The sequence below is a fragment of the Paraburkholderia eburnea genome (assembly GCF_002917095.1).
Classification (GTDB): Bacteria; Pseudomonadota; Gammaproteobacteria; order Burkholderiales; family Burkholderiaceae; genus Paraburkholderia; species Paraburkholderia eburnea.
The window spans coordinates 95,503-112,983 of sequence record NZ_PQGA01000006.1 but is presented as its reverse complement, the minus strand read 5'-3'; the positions used below and the strand labels follow the sequence as shown (position 1 = coordinate 112,983).

16 protein-coding genes are annotated in these 17,481 nt (G+C 66.4%); 7 read left to right on the top strand and 9 right to left on the bottom strand.

Features of this window, described 5'->3' with window-relative positions; all coding sequences use genetic code 11:
- The first annotated feature begins 16 nt into the window (after nt 1–16).
- Entirely contained in the window at nt 17–2,506 is a 2,490-nt protein-coding gene (locus B0G62_RS14115) for a penicillin acylase family protein (protein ID WP_103704821.1), read from the top strand.
- A gap of 34 nt (nt 2,507–2,540) precedes the next feature.
- Here B0G62_RS14115 and B0G62_RS14110 read toward each other — a convergent pair whose 3' ends face one another.
- Nucleotides 2,541–3,278, bottom strand: a complete 738-nt coding sequence (locus tag B0G62_RS14110) for a 4'-phosphopantetheinyl transferase family protein (RefSeq protein ID WP_103704820.1) — start codon at nt 3,276–3,278, stop codon at nt 2,541–2,543.
- A gap of 132 nt (nt 3,279–3,410) precedes the next feature.
- Complete coding sequence (locus B0G62_RS14105; RefSeq protein ID WP_103704965.1) at nt 3,411–4,040, bottom strand: nitroreductase family protein; 630 nt, start codon at nt 4,038–4,040, stop codon at nt 3,411–3,413.
- A 114-nt stretch (nt 4,041–4,154) separates the two neighbouring features.
- On the opposite strand from B0G62_RS14105, the gene B0G62_RS14100 reads away from it, so the two are divergent.
- On the top strand, nt 4,155–4,895 hold the full coding sequence (locus B0G62_RS14100) for a 4'-phosphopantetheinyl transferase family protein (protein WP_146055274.1): 741 nt from the start codon (nt 4,155–4,157) through the stop codon (nt 4,893–4,895).
- Between the two features lie 25 nt (nt 4,896–4,920).
- On the opposite strand, the gene B0G62_RS14095 is transcribed toward B0G62_RS14100, so the two are convergent.
- Nucleotides 4,921–5,583, bottom strand: coding sequence for a cation diffusion facilitator family transporter (locus B0G62_RS14095; protein ID WP_103704818.1), 663 nt, complete (start codon nt 5,581–5,583; stop codon nt 4,921–4,923).
- 259 nt (nt 5,584–5,842) lie between these two features.
- Between B0G62_RS14095 and B0G62_RS14090 the strand changes: the two genes are divergently transcribed.
- The 4 genes from B0G62_RS14090 to B0G62_RS14075 are packed head-to-tail and all read left to right on the top strand — an operon-like array spanning nt 5,843 to nt 9,811.
- Nucleotides 5,843–6,838 carry an ABC transporter substrate-binding protein gene (locus B0G62_RS14090; RefSeq protein ID WP_103704817.1) on the top strand — a complete coding sequence of 332 codons (996 nt, stop codon included), beginning with the start codon at nt 5,843–5,845 and terminating at the stop codon, nt 6,836–6,838.
- Nucleotides 6,839–6,861: 23 nt separating this feature from the next.
- Nucleotides 6,862–7,908 carry an ABC transporter permease gene (locus B0G62_RS14085; protein ID WP_103704816.1) on the top strand — a complete coding sequence of 349 codons (1,047 nt, stop codon included), beginning with the start codon at nt 6,862–6,864 and terminating at the stop codon, nt 7,906–7,908.
- Entirely contained in the window at nt 7,902–8,729 is an 828-nt protein-coding gene (locus B0G62_RS14080) for an ABC transporter ATP-binding protein (RefSeq protein ID WP_103704815.1), read from the top strand. The genes B0G62_RS14085 and B0G62_RS14080 overlap by 7 nt, the downstream gene beginning before the upstream one ends.
- 38 nt (nt 8,730–8,767) lie before the next feature.
- Complete coding sequence (locus tag B0G62_RS14075; protein WP_103704814.1) at nt 8,768–9,811, top strand: ABC transporter substrate-binding protein; 1,044 nt, start codon at nt 8,768–8,770, stop codon at nt 9,809–9,811.
- 62 nt (nt 9,812–9,873) lie between these two features.
- Here B0G62_RS14075 and B0G62_RS14070 read toward each other — a convergent pair whose 3' ends face one another.
- Genes B0G62_RS14070 through B0G62_RS14060 form a run of 3 tightly spaced genes read right to left on the bottom strand, consistent with a single transcriptional unit; the run spans nt 9,874 to nt 13,251 of the window.
- A complete protein-coding gene (locus B0G62_RS14070; RefSeq protein WP_103704813.1) occupies nt 9,874–10,971 on the bottom strand; it encodes an LLM class flavin-dependent oxidoreductase in 1,098 nt (365 codons plus the stop codon).
- A 12-nt stretch (nt 10,972–10,983) separates the two neighbouring features.
- Nucleotides 10,984–12,231 carry an acyl-CoA dehydrogenase family protein gene (locus B0G62_RS14065; protein ID WP_103704812.1) on the bottom strand — a complete coding sequence of 416 codons (1,248 nt, stop codon included), beginning with the start codon at nt 12,229–12,231 and terminating at the stop codon, nt 10,984–10,986.
- 39 nt (nt 12,232–12,270) lie between these two features.
- Nucleotides 12,271–13,251 (bottom strand): ABC transporter substrate-binding protein, encoded by a 981-nt coding sequence (locus tag B0G62_RS14060; RefSeq protein ID WP_103704811.1) that lies wholly within the window; start codon nt 13,249–13,251, stop codon nt 12,271–12,273.
- A 205-nt stretch (nt 13,252–13,456) separates the two neighbouring features.
- Between B0G62_RS14060 and B0G62_RS14055 the strand changes: the two genes are divergently transcribed.
- On the top strand, nt 13,457–14,368 hold the full coding sequence (locus B0G62_RS14055; protein ID WP_103704810.1) for a LysR family transcriptional regulator: 912 nt from the start codon (nt 13,457–13,459) through the stop codon (nt 14,366–14,368).
- Nucleotides 14,369–14,414: 46 nt separating this feature from the next.
- On the opposite strand, the gene B0G62_RS14050 is transcribed toward B0G62_RS14055, so the two are convergent.
- The 3 genes from B0G62_RS14050 to B0G62_RS14040 are packed head-to-tail and all read right to left on the bottom strand — an operon-like array spanning nt 14,415 to nt 17,463.
- A complete protein-coding gene (locus B0G62_RS14050; protein WP_103704809.1) occupies nt 14,415–16,031 on the bottom strand; it encodes a rhodanese homology domain-containing protein in 1,617 nt (538 codons plus the stop codon).
- Complete coding sequence (locus B0G62_RS14045; RefSeq protein WP_103704808.1) at nt 16,028–16,636, bottom strand: cysteine dioxygenase family protein; 609 nt, start codon at nt 16,634–16,636, stop codon at nt 16,028–16,030. The genes B0G62_RS14050 and B0G62_RS14045 overlap by 4 nt, the downstream gene beginning before the upstream one ends.
- Nucleotides 16,636–17,463, bottom strand: coding sequence for a class II aldolase/adducin family protein (locus tag B0G62_RS14040; protein ID WP_103704807.1), 828 nt, complete (start codon nt 17,461–17,463; stop codon nt 16,636–16,638). Before B0G62_RS14040 ends, B0G62_RS14045 begins: the two co-directional genes overlap by 1 nt.
- Nucleotides 17,464–17,481 lie beyond the last annotated feature (18 nt).

Below are 17,481 nucleotides of genomic sequence, written 5' to 3'. Positions count from 1 at the left end.
TCCAGAACAGGAACCGATGACCCGAACCCTCCGATTCGCCATGCTGATCCCGGCAAGCGCGCTGCTGTTGGCCGCTTGCGCAACTCAACAGATCGCCGGCGCGGAGGACGAGGGGGCCGGCGCGCAGGATCATCGCGTGCAGATCGTTCGCACCGCGGAAGGCACGCCGCATATCCGCGCGTCGAACTGGCAGGATCTGGGCTTCGGCTACGGCTATGTGCAGGCCCAGGACGAGCTGTGCACGATGGGCGAGGCATTCGTTACCTACCGTGGCGAGCGCTCCAGGTATTTTGGCGCGGAAGGCCGCGCGGATGCCACCTCGTCGTTCGGCATGCCGCGCAATCTCGACGCCGACTTCTTCTTTCGCTTCATGCTGGACGACGCGGCGGTGGCACGCTATCGCGCGGCGCAGCCCGCGCATATGCAGAAGCTCGTGAGCGGATTCGCCGAAGGCTACGACCGCTATGTCGGCGAGCTGGCGCACGGCGAGCATGCGCTCGCGCAGGCGCAATGCCGTGGCAAGCCCTGGGTTACGCCGATTTCAGCCGACGATGTGTATCGGCGGCTGATGGCGGCGATGCTCGCGGGCGGCGCCACGCGCTTTATCGACGCTATCGTGCGGGCGCATCCGCCCGAGGACACGGTTCCGCCCGCAGCGGCAGCCGATACGCCGCGCCGTGACGATACGACCATCGCCGCGCAATCGCAATCGCAATCGTCCTCGCAATTCGAAGTCGGCGGCGGTCATGGCATCGGCAGCAACGCGCTGGCGTTCGGCGCGGGCAGGGCGCAAGACGGTCACAGTCTCCTGTTCGGCAACCCGCACTGGTTCTGGCGCGGACCCGATCGGTTCTACCAGGCACAACTGACGATTCCGGGTCAGCTCGATGTGGCGGGCGTGTCGTTTCTCGGCGTGCCGGTGATCGTGATCGGTTTCAATCGCAATGTCGCGTGGACGCATACGGTGTCCACGGCGCGACGCTTCGGCATCTTCGAATTGAAACTCGTGCCGGGCCACCCGACCGAATATCTCTACGACGGCCGCGTGCAGAAACTCGACGCCGTGCCCGTCACGGTGCAGGTGCGCAACGCGGACGGCACGCTTGCGCCGGTGACGCGCACGCTGTATCGCTCGCGCTTTGGTCCGCTGGTCGATCTGTCGTCGATGGCGAGGCCGCTGCAATGGAGCGACGCGCGCGCGTTCGCGCTGCGGGATGTGAACGCCGATAACACCGAAGCGTTCGAAAACTTCCTGGAGTGGGGCCGTGCCGATTCGCTCGACACGTTCATCGCGACGCAAAAGCGCTTTGCGGCGATGCCGTGGGTCAATACCGTGGCGATCGGCCGTAACGATCCGCGCGTCTGGTATGCCGATATCGGCGCGGTGCCCAACGTACCCGACACGCTGGCCGCGCGCTGCACGACGGCGCTGGGCCATGCGTTCGACGCGAAAGTGCCGGGCGTGCCGTTCTTCGACGGCAGCGATCCGGCCTGTGCATGGAGCGGCGCCAACGGCGCTTCGTCCGAACGGCTCCCGGTGCAGGCGATGCCGGGTCTGCTGCGCGACGATTATGTGGGCAATTTCAACGGCAGCTTCTGGCTCAGCAATCCGGCCGCGCCACTGACGGGCTACGCGCGCATCATGGGCGAAACCGGCACGCCGCAATCGCTGCGCACGCGGCTGGGCCATACGATTGCCGCGCAACTGCTCGCGCAGCCCGGCGGCGTGACGCGTGATGCGCTGGAGCGCCGCGTGCTCGACAGCGAGTCGATGTCCGCCACACTGATGCGCAAGCCCGTGCTAGACGCCTTGTGCGCGACGCAGCAGCGTGCGCCGCTGGTGCCGCTGATGTCACCGACGGATACGCCGGATAAGAAGGCGAACGTCGTCAACCTCACCGAGGCCTGCCAGGTGCTGCGCGCCTGGGACGGCAGCGGCAGTGCCGACTCACGCGGTGCGAATCTGTGGGACGCGTTCTGGCGCGAGGCAAGCAAGATTCCGGCGCAACAGTTGTACGCGACGCCGTTCGATCCCGTTCGACCGCTCGATACGCCCGCCGGACTCAAGGCCGACGATCCGGCGTTGGCGCAGGCGCTCGCAAAAGCGGTCGTGGCGATGTCGAAGGCCGGGCTCGCGCTCGATTCCACGCGCTCGCAGCAGCTTTACTCGCAACGCGGCGACGTGCGCTATCCGCTATATGGGGGCTGCGATTTCGCGGGCTACTTCACATCCGCCTGCCTCGACGGCATGATCGCGCGCAGTGCGGCCGCGCCCGACGGCGACTTGCATGGCAACAGCTATGTTCAGGTCGTTACTTTCGACGAGCATGGTCCGCAGGCGGATACGATGCTCGCGCCGTCCGAAGCCGATGACCCGGCCTCGCCTCATTACGCCGAAGGGACGGCGCGTTACGCGCATAAGATGTGGACGCGGTTTTTGTTCGATCAGGCGGCGGCCGAAGCGGCGCAGGGAAGTCATACCGAAGTGCTCGATAGCGGCCATTGAGGTGTGTGCCCGCGCGCAAGCCGCGGGCGGCCCACTACAGGATCTGCTCGTAACTGCGCCACCCGACCGCATCGATTGCGCGCAGCGGTTCATGGGTGGCAATGGCCGCGCAGATCTGCCCCGGCATCGGGACTTCGACGATGTGGGCGCGGCTTGCGTCGCAACCGGCCTCGGCCAGCAGCGCGGTATTGCCCATCAGCTTGAAATCGATTGCCGACGACGTGAAGGCGTCCGCGCCCGTGAGCGACATCATGCTGTCCCGACGCGATTGCTCGCGCGTCCTGCTCTGCATTGATTCGTTATCCGAATCGGTCGGGCGCACACCAGGCAGCGCGACACTCATGCCAAAATCCTGGCCGCTCATGCCGAGCAAAACCCAGATGCCGGCGTAGGCCATCCTGATGCACAATTTCTGATGCGGCGCAGGGGCAATGAGTTGCGGTTGCGCGTGCGCGTCGTCGTCGAGGGCGATTTGCGCGGGTGGGCAATCGAGCATGACCGACAGGATATTGCGCAGCACCGCGCGGGAAACGAGGTAGCGCTTCGCGATGGCCGAACTGGGGCTGCGTGCGGCGCGATTCTGTTCATCCCGCGAGATATGGAAGGGAAACGACGCCCGGGTGGCCGAACCCCACTCCGCGCGGAATCGCCAAAGCGTTAGCTCGTTGGGCGTGGGCAGGCACTGATGACGGAATTCGGTGTCGTCGAACTTCCAGGGGATGAAACGCAAATCGGGAGTGTGATGCACAGCGTAAATATCGGATTGCGCCATGGCGTCTCTTGATGGTTAGATCGGAATGCGTCCTCATTTGCATTCCTTACCAGATTGTGCTGATTGCCGCGACAACGTTTGCCGGTCAATGAACGAGAGTGGAAGAGCGCGCCGCGGCGCGCGGCGTTCGAATTAAATGGAAGAACTGCCCAGCCATTCGCGGACATGATTCGCGCGCGGCGGGCGAAACGCCGTGCGTTCCCGGGATTTCGGCGTGCCGATGAACAGGAAGCCGAGCAATTTGTCGCCGGGTTCGAAGTCCAGCGCGGTTTTGAGTTTTTCGTCATAGGTGTCGATGCCGGTGGCCCAGAAGCCGCCGTAACCCAGCGCGTGAATCGCATTGAGCATGTTCATCGTGGCCGCGCCCACGCTGAGCATTTGCTCGAGTTCGGGAATCGGGCCGCTGGGGGCGATCGAAGCGCCGAGAGCCACGATGACCGGTGCGGCGAAGGCTTTCTCGCGCCGATGTTCGTGCGAGGCGCGCGGCGTGCCCGGTTCGCGGGCGGCGGCGATATCGACGAGAATCTCGCCAAGTTCCGCGCGCGCCTCGCCGCGAATGAAGGCAAATCGCCAGGGACGCAGGCGTCCGTGGTCGGGCGCGCGTAGCGCCGCGTCGAAAATCAGTTCGAGTTCGGCGTCGCCCGGACCCGGTTCGACGAGTGGCCAGGACGACTGTCTCGCAAGCAACGTGTCGAAAAAGGCCTCACGAGCGGGCGATGCGAGGTTCGCGGCATGATTTTCCGTCGCTGGGGTAACGGGCATATCCATAGCTTGATCCGGTTGAAGAAACGAATCTTATGATGATCAAAAATCAACGTATTTGCAAATGATTCTCATTCAATTGCATTTTGCATAGGATTGATTTATGCTGGCGCGATGGCAGATCCATTCAGCGACGCAGCGCGAGAGCGGGGCATCGACGCATCGCGCGCGGTGCCGTTGATGGCGCGCGGACGCTGGCCGCAAGAGATCGACGTTTGGCATTTGCGCTTTGATTTCGCGGGCGCGCAGCCCGGGGAAGTGCCGTTCCTCAGCGCCGCCGAGCGAGCAAAGGCCGCGCGATTTCTCCAGTTGCCGGATCAGATTCGTTCTGCAGCGACGCGTTCGGTGTTACGTGAACTGCTGGGCCATTATTTGAAAATGAATCCGGCCGATGTCCCGCTGGTCGTCGCCAGTCGCGGCAAGCCGATGCTGGCCGATTCGCTCGACGTTGCGTTGTCGTTCAACGTGTCGCATTCGGGCGATCACGCGTTGATCGCCATTTCGCGGCGACATGCCGTGGGTATCGATATCGAGCGTATCGATACGACGATCGACTGGCGCGGACTCGCCAGGCTCGTTTGCACGCCGGTCGAAAAGCAGGCTATCGAAACCGCGCCACCGCAGCTTCAGGCTGCGCAATTCTTCCGCTGCTGGACGGCCAAAGAGGCGTTGCTGAAGGCGCTGGGCTTGGGCATCACGGATGGATTGCTGGCGCTGCGCGTGGACCCGCGCACAGAAGCGCCGCCGCAAGTGGCAGACGGCGCGTACGCGTTCGACGGCGCGCGCGCGATGAACTATCGATGGATAGAAGACATCGACGGCTATCTCGGCTGTCTCGCCTTCGATATCGCCTGATTGGCGAATATCGCGTCGGGCAAATTCAGGCAAATTTGCCGGAGCGAATCGAGCGGATAAATCGGCTCGCGAGCAACCAGACAGGATTTTCCTTCTGCATGAAGCCGAAGAGAAAGATCAGGCAGCCGATCAGCGCGGTCGCGCCTTTGTCGAACAAGGGCGCGCCGGCCAGCATACCCGTCACGCCGATTGCGGCAATGCACGATGAAATCGAATCCGCACAGGTATGCCGTGCGCTCGCGCGCAGGACGCCTGCATAGCTCGCGTGGCCGTGCTTTTCGGCCTGCGCGGCTGCCCACTTCAGATAGCCGTACAGACATGCCTTGACGAGGAAACTCGCCAGAGCGATCGCGAGCGAGTACAGCGTGACGTGACGATAGGCATCGTCGCCTTGAGTGGCCGGGGCAAAAAAACTGATTAGAAGAAACTCGGCGCCAATGGCCATCACCATGAGGCTGGCAAAGGCGGCAACGACGGGAAGCAGGTGTTTCCTGTGGCCGTCGGGATTGTTGTGCACCCAGAAAATCGCTGCCGCCACCAGTCCGTCGGTGACGACATCCATCAGGCTGTGCGCCCCGTCCGCCACCATCGCGTTGGATCCCGATGTCCAGCCGGCCCACACCTGGAAAATCATCAGCACGAGATTGATGAGCAGGGTGACGAGGGACGCTCTTTTGAGCGTTTTCATAGTGTGCACGCGCAACGAATATTCGTGGGGTCGCAAGAGCGAAGAGTCGCTAGCGTATCGAGGCCAGATTGCAGGCCGGTGACAACGCGCGCGTGATGGCTTCGCGCGGCCAGACGGTATCGGACAAGCCCGCACGCTTTACGACCCGGCAAAAGATGCAAGCGATAAATGATTCTGTGAGATAAACATATAAAAATAGAATAATTCACAGTGCCGGAGTTCGCCGCTAGTCTTGCCTCCATACCGCTCGCGAGGACTTATGGCAGGCTCCAATATCACATCGTTTCATCTGCGCAGGCGTCTGCTCGGTGCGTTGGCCGCAGCGCCTGCCGCTGTGTTTGGCTTGCCGGGCGTGGCGTTTGCGGCCGGCTCGCCCGATCTTTCCGGCGTCACGCTCGTGCTGGGCGACCAGGCGGGCGGTCTGCGCGCGCTCGCCGAAGCGTCGCGCGTGCTGGAAGGCGCGCCCTACGCGTACCGCTGGGCCAACTTCCAGGGCGCTGCGCCGCTGTTCGAGGCGCAACGCGCCAACGCCGTCGATATCGCGCCCGCGGGCGACCTGCCCGTGCTCGCCGCGGCCACGGGCGATCCGTCGCTGCGCATCGTCGCCACGCGGGTCGGTTCGCCAGCCCAGCTAGGCATACTCGTGCCTCAACACTCGACTATCGACAGCGTCGCGAAGCTCAAGGGACGTACGGTATTCGTGTCGTCGGCGCGCGGGAGTATTTCGGAGTACCAACTCGATGGCGCGCTCGCCGAAGCGGGCATCGCACGCTCCGATATCCAGATCCGCTACATCCTGCCGGTTGACGCGTTCGCCGCCTTTGCGTCGGGTTCCATCGAAGCGTGGGCCACGTTCGATCCCTACTACGGCATCGCGATTTCGCGCGGTGCGCGCGTGTTGCGCGATGGCACGGGCATCAATAGCGGACTCGGTTTCATTACCGCGTCGGGCGCGGCCCACGCCAATACGCTCAAGCGCGCGGCCATCGCCGACGTGCTGCTGCGCCTGCAACGCGCGGGCGACTGGGCACTGGCCCATCCGCAGGCTTACGCCCAGGTCTACGGCAAGCTCACGCGTACCACGCCCGACGCGGCGCTGACCATCACGCAGCGTTCGGCGCTCCGGCAACGCTTCGTCACGGCGGCGGATATCGCCACGCTGCAAAAAGTCGCCGATGCCGCCGTGCGAGACGGCATCCTGCCACGCGCGCTCGACGTGGCGGCGCTGGCCGATACGCACATCGGCGTCGCCTGATCGATCATTCGGAGTCCGTATTCATGTCAATTCAAGCAGAAGCGTCTGCCCAGGCGCTGCCAAACGTCGAGCGGCAAGCGCCGCCCAGTGGCGACGTCGCGCGCGGTCTGGTGAGCGGGCTGGCCGCGCTCGCCTGGCTGGGTGCAGCGGCGCTCACGCGCGGCTGGCCGAGTCTCGATGACTGGCCGCATGCCGATGCGTTGTTCGCGCTCGAACTCCTGCTCGCGGCCCTGGCGTTTTTCATCGCGCTTGCGTTGCGCGTGAAGCGGCCTGTAGCGGCGGAAGAGGGCGCGCAATCCGGAACTCCACGCGGCTGGCGCGCGGCGGGACCGTGGCTGCTCGCGCTCGCGTTGGGCGTGAGCGCGTGGGAGATCGCCACCGCCAAGCTCGAATGGCTGCCGCGCCCGTTTTTCGCGCCGCCTGAGGCGCTGATCGCGGTGTTCTTCGACGATTACGCGCGCCTGGCCTCCAGCGTCGCCCATTCGTTCGGCCTGCTGGCCTATGGCTATGCGATTGGCGCGGCGACGGGCTTCGTGGTGGGCGTGAGCATCGGCTGGTCGCGCGCGATCGGCTACTGGCTGCATCCGTTGCTGCGTCTCGTCGGCCCGCTGCCCGCTACCGCGTGGCTGCCGCTGGCGTTCTTCTTTTTCCCGTCGAGCTTCAGTGCGAGCGTCTTTCTGATCGCGCTGGCGTCGGCGTTTCCGGTGGCGGTGCTCACGTGGTCGGGCGTCGCGGGCGTGAATCCGGCGTTCTACGACGTCGCGCGCACGCTGGGCGCGCGTCCCGGCTTCCTGATCCTGCGCGTGGCGATTCCGGCCGCGCTGCCTTCGGTCTTCGTCGGGCTGTTCATGGGGCTGGGCGCGTCGTTCTCCGTGCTCATCGTCGCCGAGATGATGGGCGTGAAAGCGGGCCTCGGCTGGTATCTGCAATGGGCCCAGGGCTGGGCCGCCTATTCGAACATGTACGCGGGCCTGCTGGTGATGGCGCTGATGTGCTCGGGGCTGATTACGTTGCTGTTCCGCGTGCGCGATCGCGTGCTCGGCTGGCAAAAGGGGCTGCTCAAATGGTGATCGCACAGGCAACGCTGAATAAAGCGCCGAATCAAGTCTCGAAAGCCGCGCCACGCACCGGCGCGCGCGTCGATATCCGCCACGTGAGCCACGGCTTTGCGCTGCGTGGCGCCACGCTGCCCGTGCTGGAGGACGTGAGCCTCACCGTGCAGCCCGGCGAATTCGTCGCGCTGCTGGGGCCAAGCGGCTGCGGCAAATCCACCTTGCTGCGGCTCGTGGCCGGGCTGGAAACGCCGCGCACGGGCAGTGTCGAAGCCGACGGCAAGCCGGTCGCGGCGCCCGATCCGTCGCGCGTGCTGGTGTTCCAGGACCCGACGTTGTTCCCCTGGCGCACGGTGCGCGAGAACGTCGCGCTCGGACCGCAAGCGCAAGGTGCGCGGCGCGGCGCGCGTGCAGCCGACGTCGAGGCGCGCATCGATGCTGCGCTCGAACGCGTCGGCCTTACGCAGTTCGCTCAGGCGTGGCCGCATCAATTGTCCGGCGGCATGGCGCAACGCGCGGCGCTCGCGCGCGGCCTCGTCAACGATCCCGCGCTGCTGGCGCTCGACGAGCCGTTCGGCAAGCTCGATTCGCTTACCCGTATGCGTATGCAGGCCGAACTCGTGGCGCTCTGGCAACGCGAGCGCTTCTCCGTGCTGTTCGTCACGCACGACGTCGAGGAGGCGCTCGTGATGGCCAACCGCGTCGTGGTGTTCAGCGCACGGCCCGCGCGCATCGTCAGCGAGGTCCGCAACGACGCGCCGTATCCGCGCCATCGCGACGATCCCGCCCTGGTCGAGTCGCGCAAAGCGGTGCTCGCGCAGCTCGGACTCGAAGCCTAGACACGCCCCCTTTCTTCTCCAACGGAACCGCCACACCGATGACTGCATTCGACGCTAACGTACCGGCCGCGCCATCTTCCCCGCAACGCCGCGACTGGTTGCGCAAAGCCGCGCTCGCCACGGGCGCCGCCGCATTCGGCGGCCTTTCCTTCGGCCTGCCGGCGACCCGCGCCCTGGCCGACGAAGGCGCCAAAGCGCTCAAACTCTCATGGAATGCGGGGGCGATCTGCACGGCCCCGGTTCCGGTCGCGCTCACCCAGGGCTTCTTTCGCAAGCGTGGGCTGGACGTCGAACTCGTCAACTTCGCAGGCTCGACCGATCAGCTGCTGGAGGCCATCGCCACCGGCAAATCGGATGCGGGCGTCGGCATGGCGCTGCGCTGGATCAAGCCGCTGGAGCAGGGTTTCGACGTCAAGCTCACGGCGGGCATCCACGGCGGCTGCATGCGCCTGCTGGCCACGAAAAGCTCGGGCATCGTCGATCTGGCGGGACTCAAGGGCCGCACGGTGGGCGTGAGCGATATGGCCAGCCCGGCGAAGAACTTCTTCGCGATCACACTCAAAAAGCTCGGCATCGATCCGGATGCGGACGTGCGTTGGCGGCAATATCCGGCCAATCTGCTAGGCGAGGCGCTCAAGAAAGGCGAAGTGCAGGCGATTGCGGACGGCGACCCGACCATCTGGACGCTGCGCGAATCGGACCATCTCTACGAGGTGTCGAACAATCTGTGCGGCGATTACGCGAACCGCGTGTGCTGCGTGCTGGGCGTGCGCGGCACGCTGGTGCGCAAGGATCGCGCGACGGCGCAGGCGCTCACGGCCGCGCTGCTCGAAGCGACCGAATGGACCGCCGACCATCCGGACGCCGCCGCCAGGATTTTCTCGGCCTATGCCCCGAACGCGGACGTGGGCCAGCTCACGGCGATGCTCAAGAGCCACACGGATCGCCATCATCCGGTGGGCGATGCGTTCCGCAAGGAGATCGCCCTGTACGCCGACGATCTCAAGACGGTCGGCGTGGTCAACGCAAGCACCGACTCGAATCGCTTTGCGTCGCGCGTGTTCGCCGACGTGCTGGCCTGAGATGCTGCCGCGCCTTCACGGGCGCGGCAGTGCGCGTCACGCCTGAAACCTCGGGCGCAACCTCAAGCGGCCCGCCGCGCGGCCTCTTCTTTTGCGACGGCGGCGCGCACGAGCGGCAGCAGATCGCGGCCATAGGCGAGCGCATCTTCCAGCGGATCGAAGCCGCGAATCAGGAACGTCGAGACGCCAAGCTTGCGATATTCGAGCAGCGCATCGGCCACTTGTTGCGGCGTGCCGACGAGTGCCGTGGAATTGCCAGCCGCCCGCGTGAGCGCCGTGATGCCGGTCCACAGCCGCGTATCGACGACATTGCCTTTGGCGGCCTCCGCCAGCAGGCGCTGCGAGCCGATGTTCTGCGGCTCCTTCGGGCGGCGCGTGAAATTGGGCGAGCGCGCAACCACATCCTGCGCTTTGGCGAGAATGGACTCGGCGCGCGCCCACGCGGCATCTTCGCTGGCGGCGAGAATCGGCCGCAGCGACAGGCTGAAGCGGATGTGTTCCGCGCGTCCATGCAGGGCCGCGGCGGCACGCACGCGCGCGATGGTCTCGCGCACGGCGTCAAGCGACTCGCCCCACAGCGCGAACACATCGGCGTGCTTGGCCGCCACGGCGATGGCCGCCTCCGACGAGCCGCCGAAATACACCGGCAGATGCGGCTGCTGCAACGGCCTGACCTGCGAGCGATGACCGGCGACGCAATAGAACGCGCCTTCGTGATCGAACGGCGTATCGCTGGTCCAGGCACGCTTGACAATGTCGAGGTATTCATCGGTGCGGCGATAGCGTTCGTCGTGGCTGAGCCAGTCGCCGTCGCGCTGCTGCTCGATATCGTCGCCGCCGGAAATGATGTGCACGGCCGCGCGGCCCGCGCTGAAATGATCGAGCGTCGCCAGTTGACGTGCGGCCAGTGTCGGCGCGGTGAAGCCGGGCCGGTGCGCGAGCAGGATGCCCAGATTGCGCGTCTGCTGCGCGACGAACGAGGCGATCTGCAGGCCGTCGGGCGAGGCGCTCGAATGGGCGATCAGGACACGGTCGAAGCCGCCGTATTCGTGCGCCTGCGCGACGGCGGCGATCCACGGCGGATTGACCGCCGCGCCTTCGGGCAGATGGATTTCACTGGACTCCTGATGACTGACGTAGCCGATGAATTCGACGCTCATGGCGAGACTCCTTTATCGATCGCGGGAAGGGTTGTCGCTGGCGGTGACGAACGACGCAAAGGCCGCGCGCCCCAGGTTGCCGAGCACGATGTCGTTCTGCGGCGTATGGATGCGCGCGCACAGCACGTCGCGGTAGTGCCGCTCCAGTGCGTTGTCGCGGCTCAGGCCGGGATTGCTGCTGGCTTCAAGCGCGATTTCGACCGCGTCGATCGCGTGACGGCTGACCAGATACTTGAGCGTCTGCGCCTCGCCGGCCGCGACGCTGCCGCTTGCGCCCGCGTCGAGCAGCACGCGATTGGCGAGCAGCAGCGCGTCAATGCGGCCCACGGTCTGCTGAAAGCTGTCGAGGCTGGCAAGCGGCGCGTTCAGGCCCGAGGGCACGCGGTTCGCGGCCCATTGCACGAACCAGTCGCGCGCGGCGCGCGCCACGCCGTCGTAGATGGCGGGCAGCAGCACGTTCATCCAGACGGCGGTTTCCGGGTCCATGCCGTTGGCGGGGCCGGGCGCCTGCAGATCGACGGCCTGTTCGAAGGGAACTTCGACGTTCTCGAAGATCACCTCATGGCTGCCCGTCGCGCGCATGCCCAGATGATTCCAGGGCTTGCCGAAGCGGATGCCGGGCGAGTCGCGATGCACGAGCCAGGTGCCGACGCGCGGCTCGGCTTCATCGGTGCGGCCCCAGACCGCGAACCAGGTGAGTCCGGGACTGCCGGTCGAATAGAGCTTGCGGCCGTTGAGGATCCAGCGCGCGCCGTCCTGGCGGCCCACCGTCGCCGGCAGTCCGCCGCGCGAGGGCGAGCCGAGTTCCGGCTCGACGCGCAGGGAGTTGATGAGCGCGCCATGTTCGACGGCGTCGCGCGCCACGCGCTCCTTGAGCGCGGCGCTCCAGTGCGGATTGGCCTGCAGGCGCAGATGGTAGAGGCACTGCATGACGAAGATGAGCGCCGTGGACGGCTCGCCGCGTGCAATGGCTCGCACCACGCGCAGCGTTTGCGCGAGCGTGGCTTCGTGGCCGCCGAGTGCGCGCGGCACCGTCAGCGCGAGCAGCCCCGCGCGGCGCAAACGCGCGAGATTGTCGTGCGGAAAATGCGGGCCCGCGTCGAGTGCGGCGGCGCCGCGCGCGAAATCGGCGCTCAATTGTGCTAGCCATGCGTGAGCCGCGGGCGAGTCGAGATCGGCGAGTGCGTTTAAGGCTTCGGTATCGCGCTGCGCATCGGTTTGTGCGTCGGCGAGGACGTTATCGGGCAGTCGGTGTGTCATGGGCGTCGTTCGGAGCGATTCGGAAAGAGACGGAAACCTTTACGGCGCGGCGCTTGAGAACTGTTTGTCGAAGCTCGGCGCGACGTCCAGACGGGTGCGGATCACCTCCGCGCGGTGATAGAGATCGGCGGTGCGCTGCTGCTCGGCGATCACGCCGTCGTCGATCGGCACCGGATGCCACTGCCCGCGTTGATAAACGGTGGTGAGCACGTCGGCGGGCAGGCCCGTGACCTTCGACTGGATCGCCGCGACTTCGGCCGGATGGGAGAGCGCCCAACGCTGTGCGGCCGCGACGCGGCGCAGGAAGTCGGCCAGTTCGGCGTGCTTGTCGCGGATCGCGGTATCGGTGGCCGCCTCGAAGCTCAGCCCCGACGACAGGCCCACGCCGTTGGCGATGCTGCGCGTATGGTCGCGCGCCTCGGCGAGCGCAACGTAGGGGTCCCAGGTGGCCCACGCGTCGACGCTGCCCGAGGCGAGCGCGGCGCGGGCATCGGCGGGCTGCATGAAGGACCAGGTCACGTCGGTGAGCTTGAGGTTCGCGCGTTCCAGCGTGGCGACCGCGAGGTAATGGCCGATCGAGCCGCGCGTCGTGGCGATGCGGCGGCCCTTGAGATCGGCGGCGTTGTGGATCGGCGAGTTGCCCGGCACGACGATGGCGAGATCGACTGGCGTGTATCGCACCGCCGACACCGCGCGGATTTTCGCGCCCGCCGCGTAGGCGAAGATGAGCGGCGCGTCGCCCAGACCGCCTACGTCGATGGCGCCCGCATTGAGCGCTTCGCCCAGCGGCTGCGCCGCCGGGAAGTTGAACCACTGGATCTCGTAGGGCACGTCCTTGAGCTGCCCTGACGCTTCGAGAATGCCGCGCGTCTGCAATTGCTGATCGCCGACCTTGAGCGTGGCCGCGCTCACGCACAGCGGCAGCGCGGCGGCAAACGCGAGCAGCGCGCGCGACAGAGATTGCAGCCTGGGTTGCGGCCTGGTCGGACGTGAAGCAGTGCGGGCGGCGGGACGACGCATTGAAAGATCCTCAATCGAAGGCAAATGCACACGATACGGAGCGCGTCACCATAAGGCAAACGCATTGTTCTTCCATGCAAATATGCAAATGTGAAATAGCAAGGCTTGAACGCAGGACCGTAATGGCGCTAAGCTGGGCGACCGTTCGCGGTGCACGGCATGTCGCGACGATCGAATCCATCCCGGTTTGTAGCCAGAAAAACTCATGAAACTCGACGAAATCGAAGCCTTTGTCGCGGTCGTGCGCAGCGCGTCGCTGAGCCAGGCGGCTGCGGGGCTCGACCTCACGCAGCCCGCCGTCACGCGGCGCATCCAGAACTTCGAGGAAGCGCTGGGCGTCGAATTGCTCGACCGCAACACCAAGCCCCTGCGCACCACGCCGATGGGCCGCGCCGTATACGACCAGTGCCGCGCGATCCTCTCCGAAATGGAGGCGCTGCGCCAGCTCGTCAACGACGGCGCGCCGCTGGCGGGCGTGCTGCGCCTGGGCGTCGCGCAGACGGTCGCCGATATCGCCATGCTCGACGCGCTCCAGATGCTGCGCCAGGCGCATCCGGAACTCCAGGCGCGCGTGACGACGGGCTGGGGCGCGCCGCTGCTGCAGAAGGTGGAAGACGGCGAACTCGACGCCGCCGTTGCGCTGCTGCCCGCCAATCGCACGCTGCCGGAGGCGCTGGCGGGCGAATCGCTCGGCTCGCTCAAGCTGGCTATCGTGGCGAAGAAGGGGCTGCTCAAGCGGCGCGCGCATACGCTGGCGGAATGCCAGGCGCACGGCTGGGTGCTCAATCCCGATGGCTGCGGTTTTCGTGCGGGGCTTCAGCACGCGCTCGCCGCGCAGGGACATTCGCTCAAGCTCAACCTCGAAACGCTGGGCACCGAACTGCAACTGGGGCTGGTCGCCGATGGCGTGGGGCTGGGTCTCGTGCCGCAGCCGCTGGTGGCGGCGAGCGCCTGGGCCGACGCGCTCGATATCGTGCAGGTGAGCGATTTCAAGCCGGAAATCGCCGTGTGGGTCGTGCGCTCGCGCGCGATCGGCAAGATGGAATCGGCGCTCGCCGTGCTCGCGCAGAGCGTGGCGAGCAGCTTCAAGGCGGTGCGTGTCGCGCGCGCGGCTTAAGCGAACCGATGTTGGCCGATGTACCGCGCGCCCGACGCCGTGGCGTTCAGACCGTGAAGAAGCCGTGCGTGCCGTCGCGGCCGAGTTGCTCGACGAGGCCATATTCCCATTCGAGGTAGGCATTCATCGCTTCGCGTGCGTTGTCGGTGCCCTCGTAGGGACGGCGGTAGCGGTCGATGCGCGGCGAGGCGAGTCGCGCGTCGCCGCTCTCGACGGGCAAGCCCGCGCGCTGCCACGCCGCCGTGCCGCCTTCGAGCACTTCCACCGGCTTGCCGGTGAGCGCCGCGATCTCGGGTGCGGCGAACGGCGCGAGTGCGTTCGTCATGCAGACCGCCACGTAGCGCTTCGCGTCGGGCAGGGCGCGAAGATCGTCGAAACCTGGCGCCAGGTGCGAGCGCAAAGTCCACCACGCGCCGGGGATATGGGCCTTGACGTGATTCGCGCTCGACGTGAAATCGAGTATGACCGTGCCGTGGTCGGGTTGCGCGAGGCGTGCGGCGAGCGCTTCGGGCGTGATCGCCGCGTTGGTTTCAGGCGCGGGTTTGGGCGCGCGCCACGGGCCGGTTTCGCTTAGCGCGTCCGCGCTCGCTTCCTCCACGACATAAACCTCGACATTCATCTGCGCGAGCCACGAAGCCGTCATGTTGGCGCGCACGCCGTCATCGTCGAACAGCACCACGCGCGCGCCGCGCACCGGCGCGAACATCTCCGTTTCCTGCACGAGCTGGCCGCCAGGCGCCCCCTGGAAACCCGGCGCATGCGCGCGTTCGTATTCGGCGGGCGTGCGCACGTCGAAACGATAGGTCGTCCGTGCGGGATCGGCGGCCCAGCGCGCGGCTTCGTCGAGCGTCGTGCGGCGCACGCCCGCGCGATCGGCCAGCGCGCGCGCCGCCTCGCGCGACTGCGCGAGCGTGGCCGGATCGCGTCCGGCCTCGGCGTCGAACTGGCGCGCCGCGCCATGCTCCAGTGTCTGCCCCGCGAGCGTCCAGCCGATCGTGCCGTTGCGTAGCGCGGCGACCGGGTTCGGCAGCCCCGCATTGACGAGCGACTGCGTGCCGATGATGCTGCGCGTGCGGCCGGCGCAATTGACGATCACGCGCGTGGCCGGGTCCGGCGCAAGCGCGCGGGCACGCAATGCCAGCTCCGCGCCCGGCACGCTGATGCTGCCGGGAATGTTCATGGTCTGATACTCGTCGAAGCGGCGCGCGTCGAGCACGACGACGCCCGCACCGCCAGAATTTCCCGCGAGCAGCGCCTCGACCTCTTCGGCGGTGAGCGAAGGCGTGTGCCGCTCGGCCTCGACGAATTCGCCGAAGGCCTTGCTCGGCACGTTGACGTCGCGAAACACCTCGCCGCCCGCGAGAATCCAGCCTGCCAGGCCGCCTTCGAGCAGCGCGACATCGGTATAGCCCAGCGCGTCGAGCGTGGCCGCCGCGCGCGCGGCAAAGCCCTCGCCGTCGTCGAGCAGCACGATGGGCACGTCACGGCGAGGCAGCTTCGTCCACGCATCGAGTTCGAGTTTCGCGAGCGGCAGATTGGCGGCGAACAGCGGATGGCTTTGCGCGTGCGGATCTTCTTCGCGCACATCGAGCAGCGCGATTTCGCGGCGGGCGAGCAGGGCGTCGCGCACGTCCTGATACGAGCGCGTGGGGAATGACTTCATGAGGCGATGGATTCCTTGCTGAGATCCCAGAGGTTCGGGAGGACATCGTTCGAATAGCCGGAAATAAAGGGCTTTGGCGCGCCATCGGCGGGATAGGTCGAGCGCCGGATCGCGCCGATGTTGCCGCCATACACGTGGATGCTGATCGACACGCGGTCGTCGTAGGCGTTGCGCACGCGATGAATGTCGCCGAGCGTGGGCGACACCGCTTCCACCGCGCCGCGTTCGAGGCGCGTTTCGGGGCCGTGCGCGCGCAGCGTGCCATCGGCATGGCGCGCGTACGGCTGCGCGTATTCCGCACCGCGCAGCACGCCGATGAGGCCCCAGACCGTGTGATCGTGTACCGGCGTCTGCTGTCCCGGCCCCCAGACGAAGCTGACGACGCTAAAGCGCTGGCGCGCGTCGGCGTGCAACAGATATTGCTGATAGCGCTCGGGCGAGGGCACGGCGTAAGCGTCGGGTAGCCAGTCGTCTTCGCTCACGAGTTCGCGCAGCGCATCCAGACCTTGATCGATCAGTTCGGATTCCTGCGAAATCCCTTGCGCATGACGATCGGCCAGATCCGCGATCGAACCGACAAAGCGGCGTAATTTGTGGATCGCCATCAGTCGAGCAGCTCCGGCTCGCGTTCGACCAGCCCCGCATAGAGGCTTTCGAACGCGTGGCGCGCACCTGCGGGGCGGCCCACCTGGCCATGCGTGAGCGTGGCGATATCGTGGGCAATGGGCTGCGGCTGGCCTGCGGCTTCGGCCAGCAACTGGGCGTGGCACGCGTTGTCGAGCGCGATGTACCACCACGCCGCGGCTTCGACGCTCGGCCCAGCCGTGAGGATGCCGTGATTCTTCAGGATCACGGCCTTGCGCTTGCCGAGCGCCTGCGCGATGCGCGCGCCTTCGTCGGTGTCGAGCACCACGCCGCGAAAGTCGTCGAAGAGCGCATGGTCTTCGTAGAACGCGCACGAATCCTGCGTAAGCGGGTCGAGCGTGCGGCCCAGCGTGGACCACGCCTTGCCGTAAAGCGAGTGCGTATGCGCGGCGGCGATGATCTCGGGGTGCGCTTCGTGAATCGCCGCGTGGATCGCGAAAGCAGCCTGATTCACGGGGCCGTCGCCGACGACGATTTCGCCGTGCCGGTTCACCAGCAGCAGATCGGACACGCGAATGCGCCCGAAATGCAGGCCCAGCGGATTGACCCAGAAGTGATCGTACCATTCGGGGTCGCGCGCCGTTATGTGACCGGCGAGGCCCTGATCGAAGCCATAGCGCGCAAACAGCCGGAACGCACCGGCGAGGCGCGCCTGGCGATGACGCCGTTCCTCGGCCACGGTGCGCGCGGGTGCGCTTTCGTCGTCGAACCAGAACTTGCGCAGGGGGGCGTGCCGGAAGTCGGTATGCGGGGTATCGCGCGGGTTATCAGTGAGGATCGCGCTCATGTCGCTCCTTGTTTTCGT

Bases quoted from the DNA above. Each gene is read 5' to 3' on its own strand.
- B0G62_RS14115 (WP_103704821.1), top strand. From the start codon at position 17: ATGACCCGAACCCTCCGATTCGCCATGCTGATCCCGGCAAGCGCGCTG.
- B0G62_RS14070 (WP_103704813.1), bottom strand. From the start codon at position 10,971: ATGAGCGTCGAATTCATCGGCTACGTCAGTCATCAGGAGTCCAGTGAA.
- B0G62_RS14095 (WP_103704818.1), bottom strand. From the start codon at position 5,583: ATGAAAACGCTCAAAAGAGCGTCCCTCGTCACCCTGCTCATCAATCTC.
- B0G62_RS14040 (WP_103704807.1), bottom strand. From the start codon at position 17,463: ATGAGCGCGATCCTCACTGATAACCCGCGCGATACCCCGCATACCGAC.
- B0G62_RS14055 (WP_103704810.1), top strand. From the start codon at position 13,457: ATGAAACTCGACGAAATCGAAGCCTTTGTCGCGGTCGTGCGCAGCGCG.
- B0G62_RS14045 (WP_103704808.1), bottom strand. From the start codon at position 16,636: ATGGCGATCCACAAATTACGCCGCTTTGTCGGTTCGATCGCGGATCTG.
- B0G62_RS14100 (WP_146055274.1), top strand. From the start codon at position 4,155: ATGGCAGATCCATTCAGCGACGCAGCGCGAGAGCGGGGCATCGACGCA.
- B0G62_RS14060 (WP_103704811.1), bottom strand. From the start codon at position 13,251: ATGCGTCGTCCCGCCGCCCGCACTGCTTCACGTCCGACCAGGCCGCAA.
- B0G62_RS14075 (WP_103704814.1), top strand. From the start codon at position 8,768: ATGACTGCATTCGACGCTAACGTACCGGCCGCGCCATCTTCCCCGCAA.
- B0G62_RS14090 (WP_103704817.1), top strand. From the start codon at position 5,843: ATGGCAGGCTCCAATATCACATCGTTTCATCTGCGCAGGCGTCTGCTC.
- B0G62_RS14080 (WP_103704815.1), top strand. From the start codon at position 7,902: ATGGTGATCGCACAGGCAACGCTGAATAAAGCGCCGAATCAAGTCTCG.
- B0G62_RS14065 (WP_103704812.1), bottom strand. From the start codon at position 12,231: ATGACACACCGACTGCCCGATAACGTCCTCGCCGACGCACAAACCGAT.
- B0G62_RS14085 (WP_103704816.1), top strand. From the start codon at position 6,862: ATGTCAATTCAAGCAGAAGCGTCTGCCCAGGCGCTGCCAAACGTCGAG.
- B0G62_RS14110 (WP_103704820.1), bottom strand. From the start codon at position 3,278: ATGGCGCAATCCGATATTTACGCTGTGCATCACACTCCCGATTTGCGT.
- B0G62_RS14105 (WP_103704965.1), bottom strand. From the start codon at position 4,040: ATGCCCGTTACCCCAGCGACGGAAAATCATGCCGCGAACCTCGCATCG.
- B0G62_RS14050 (WP_103704809.1), bottom strand. From the start codon at position 16,031: ATGAAGTCATTCCCCACGCGCTCGTATCAGGACGTGCGCGACGCCCTG.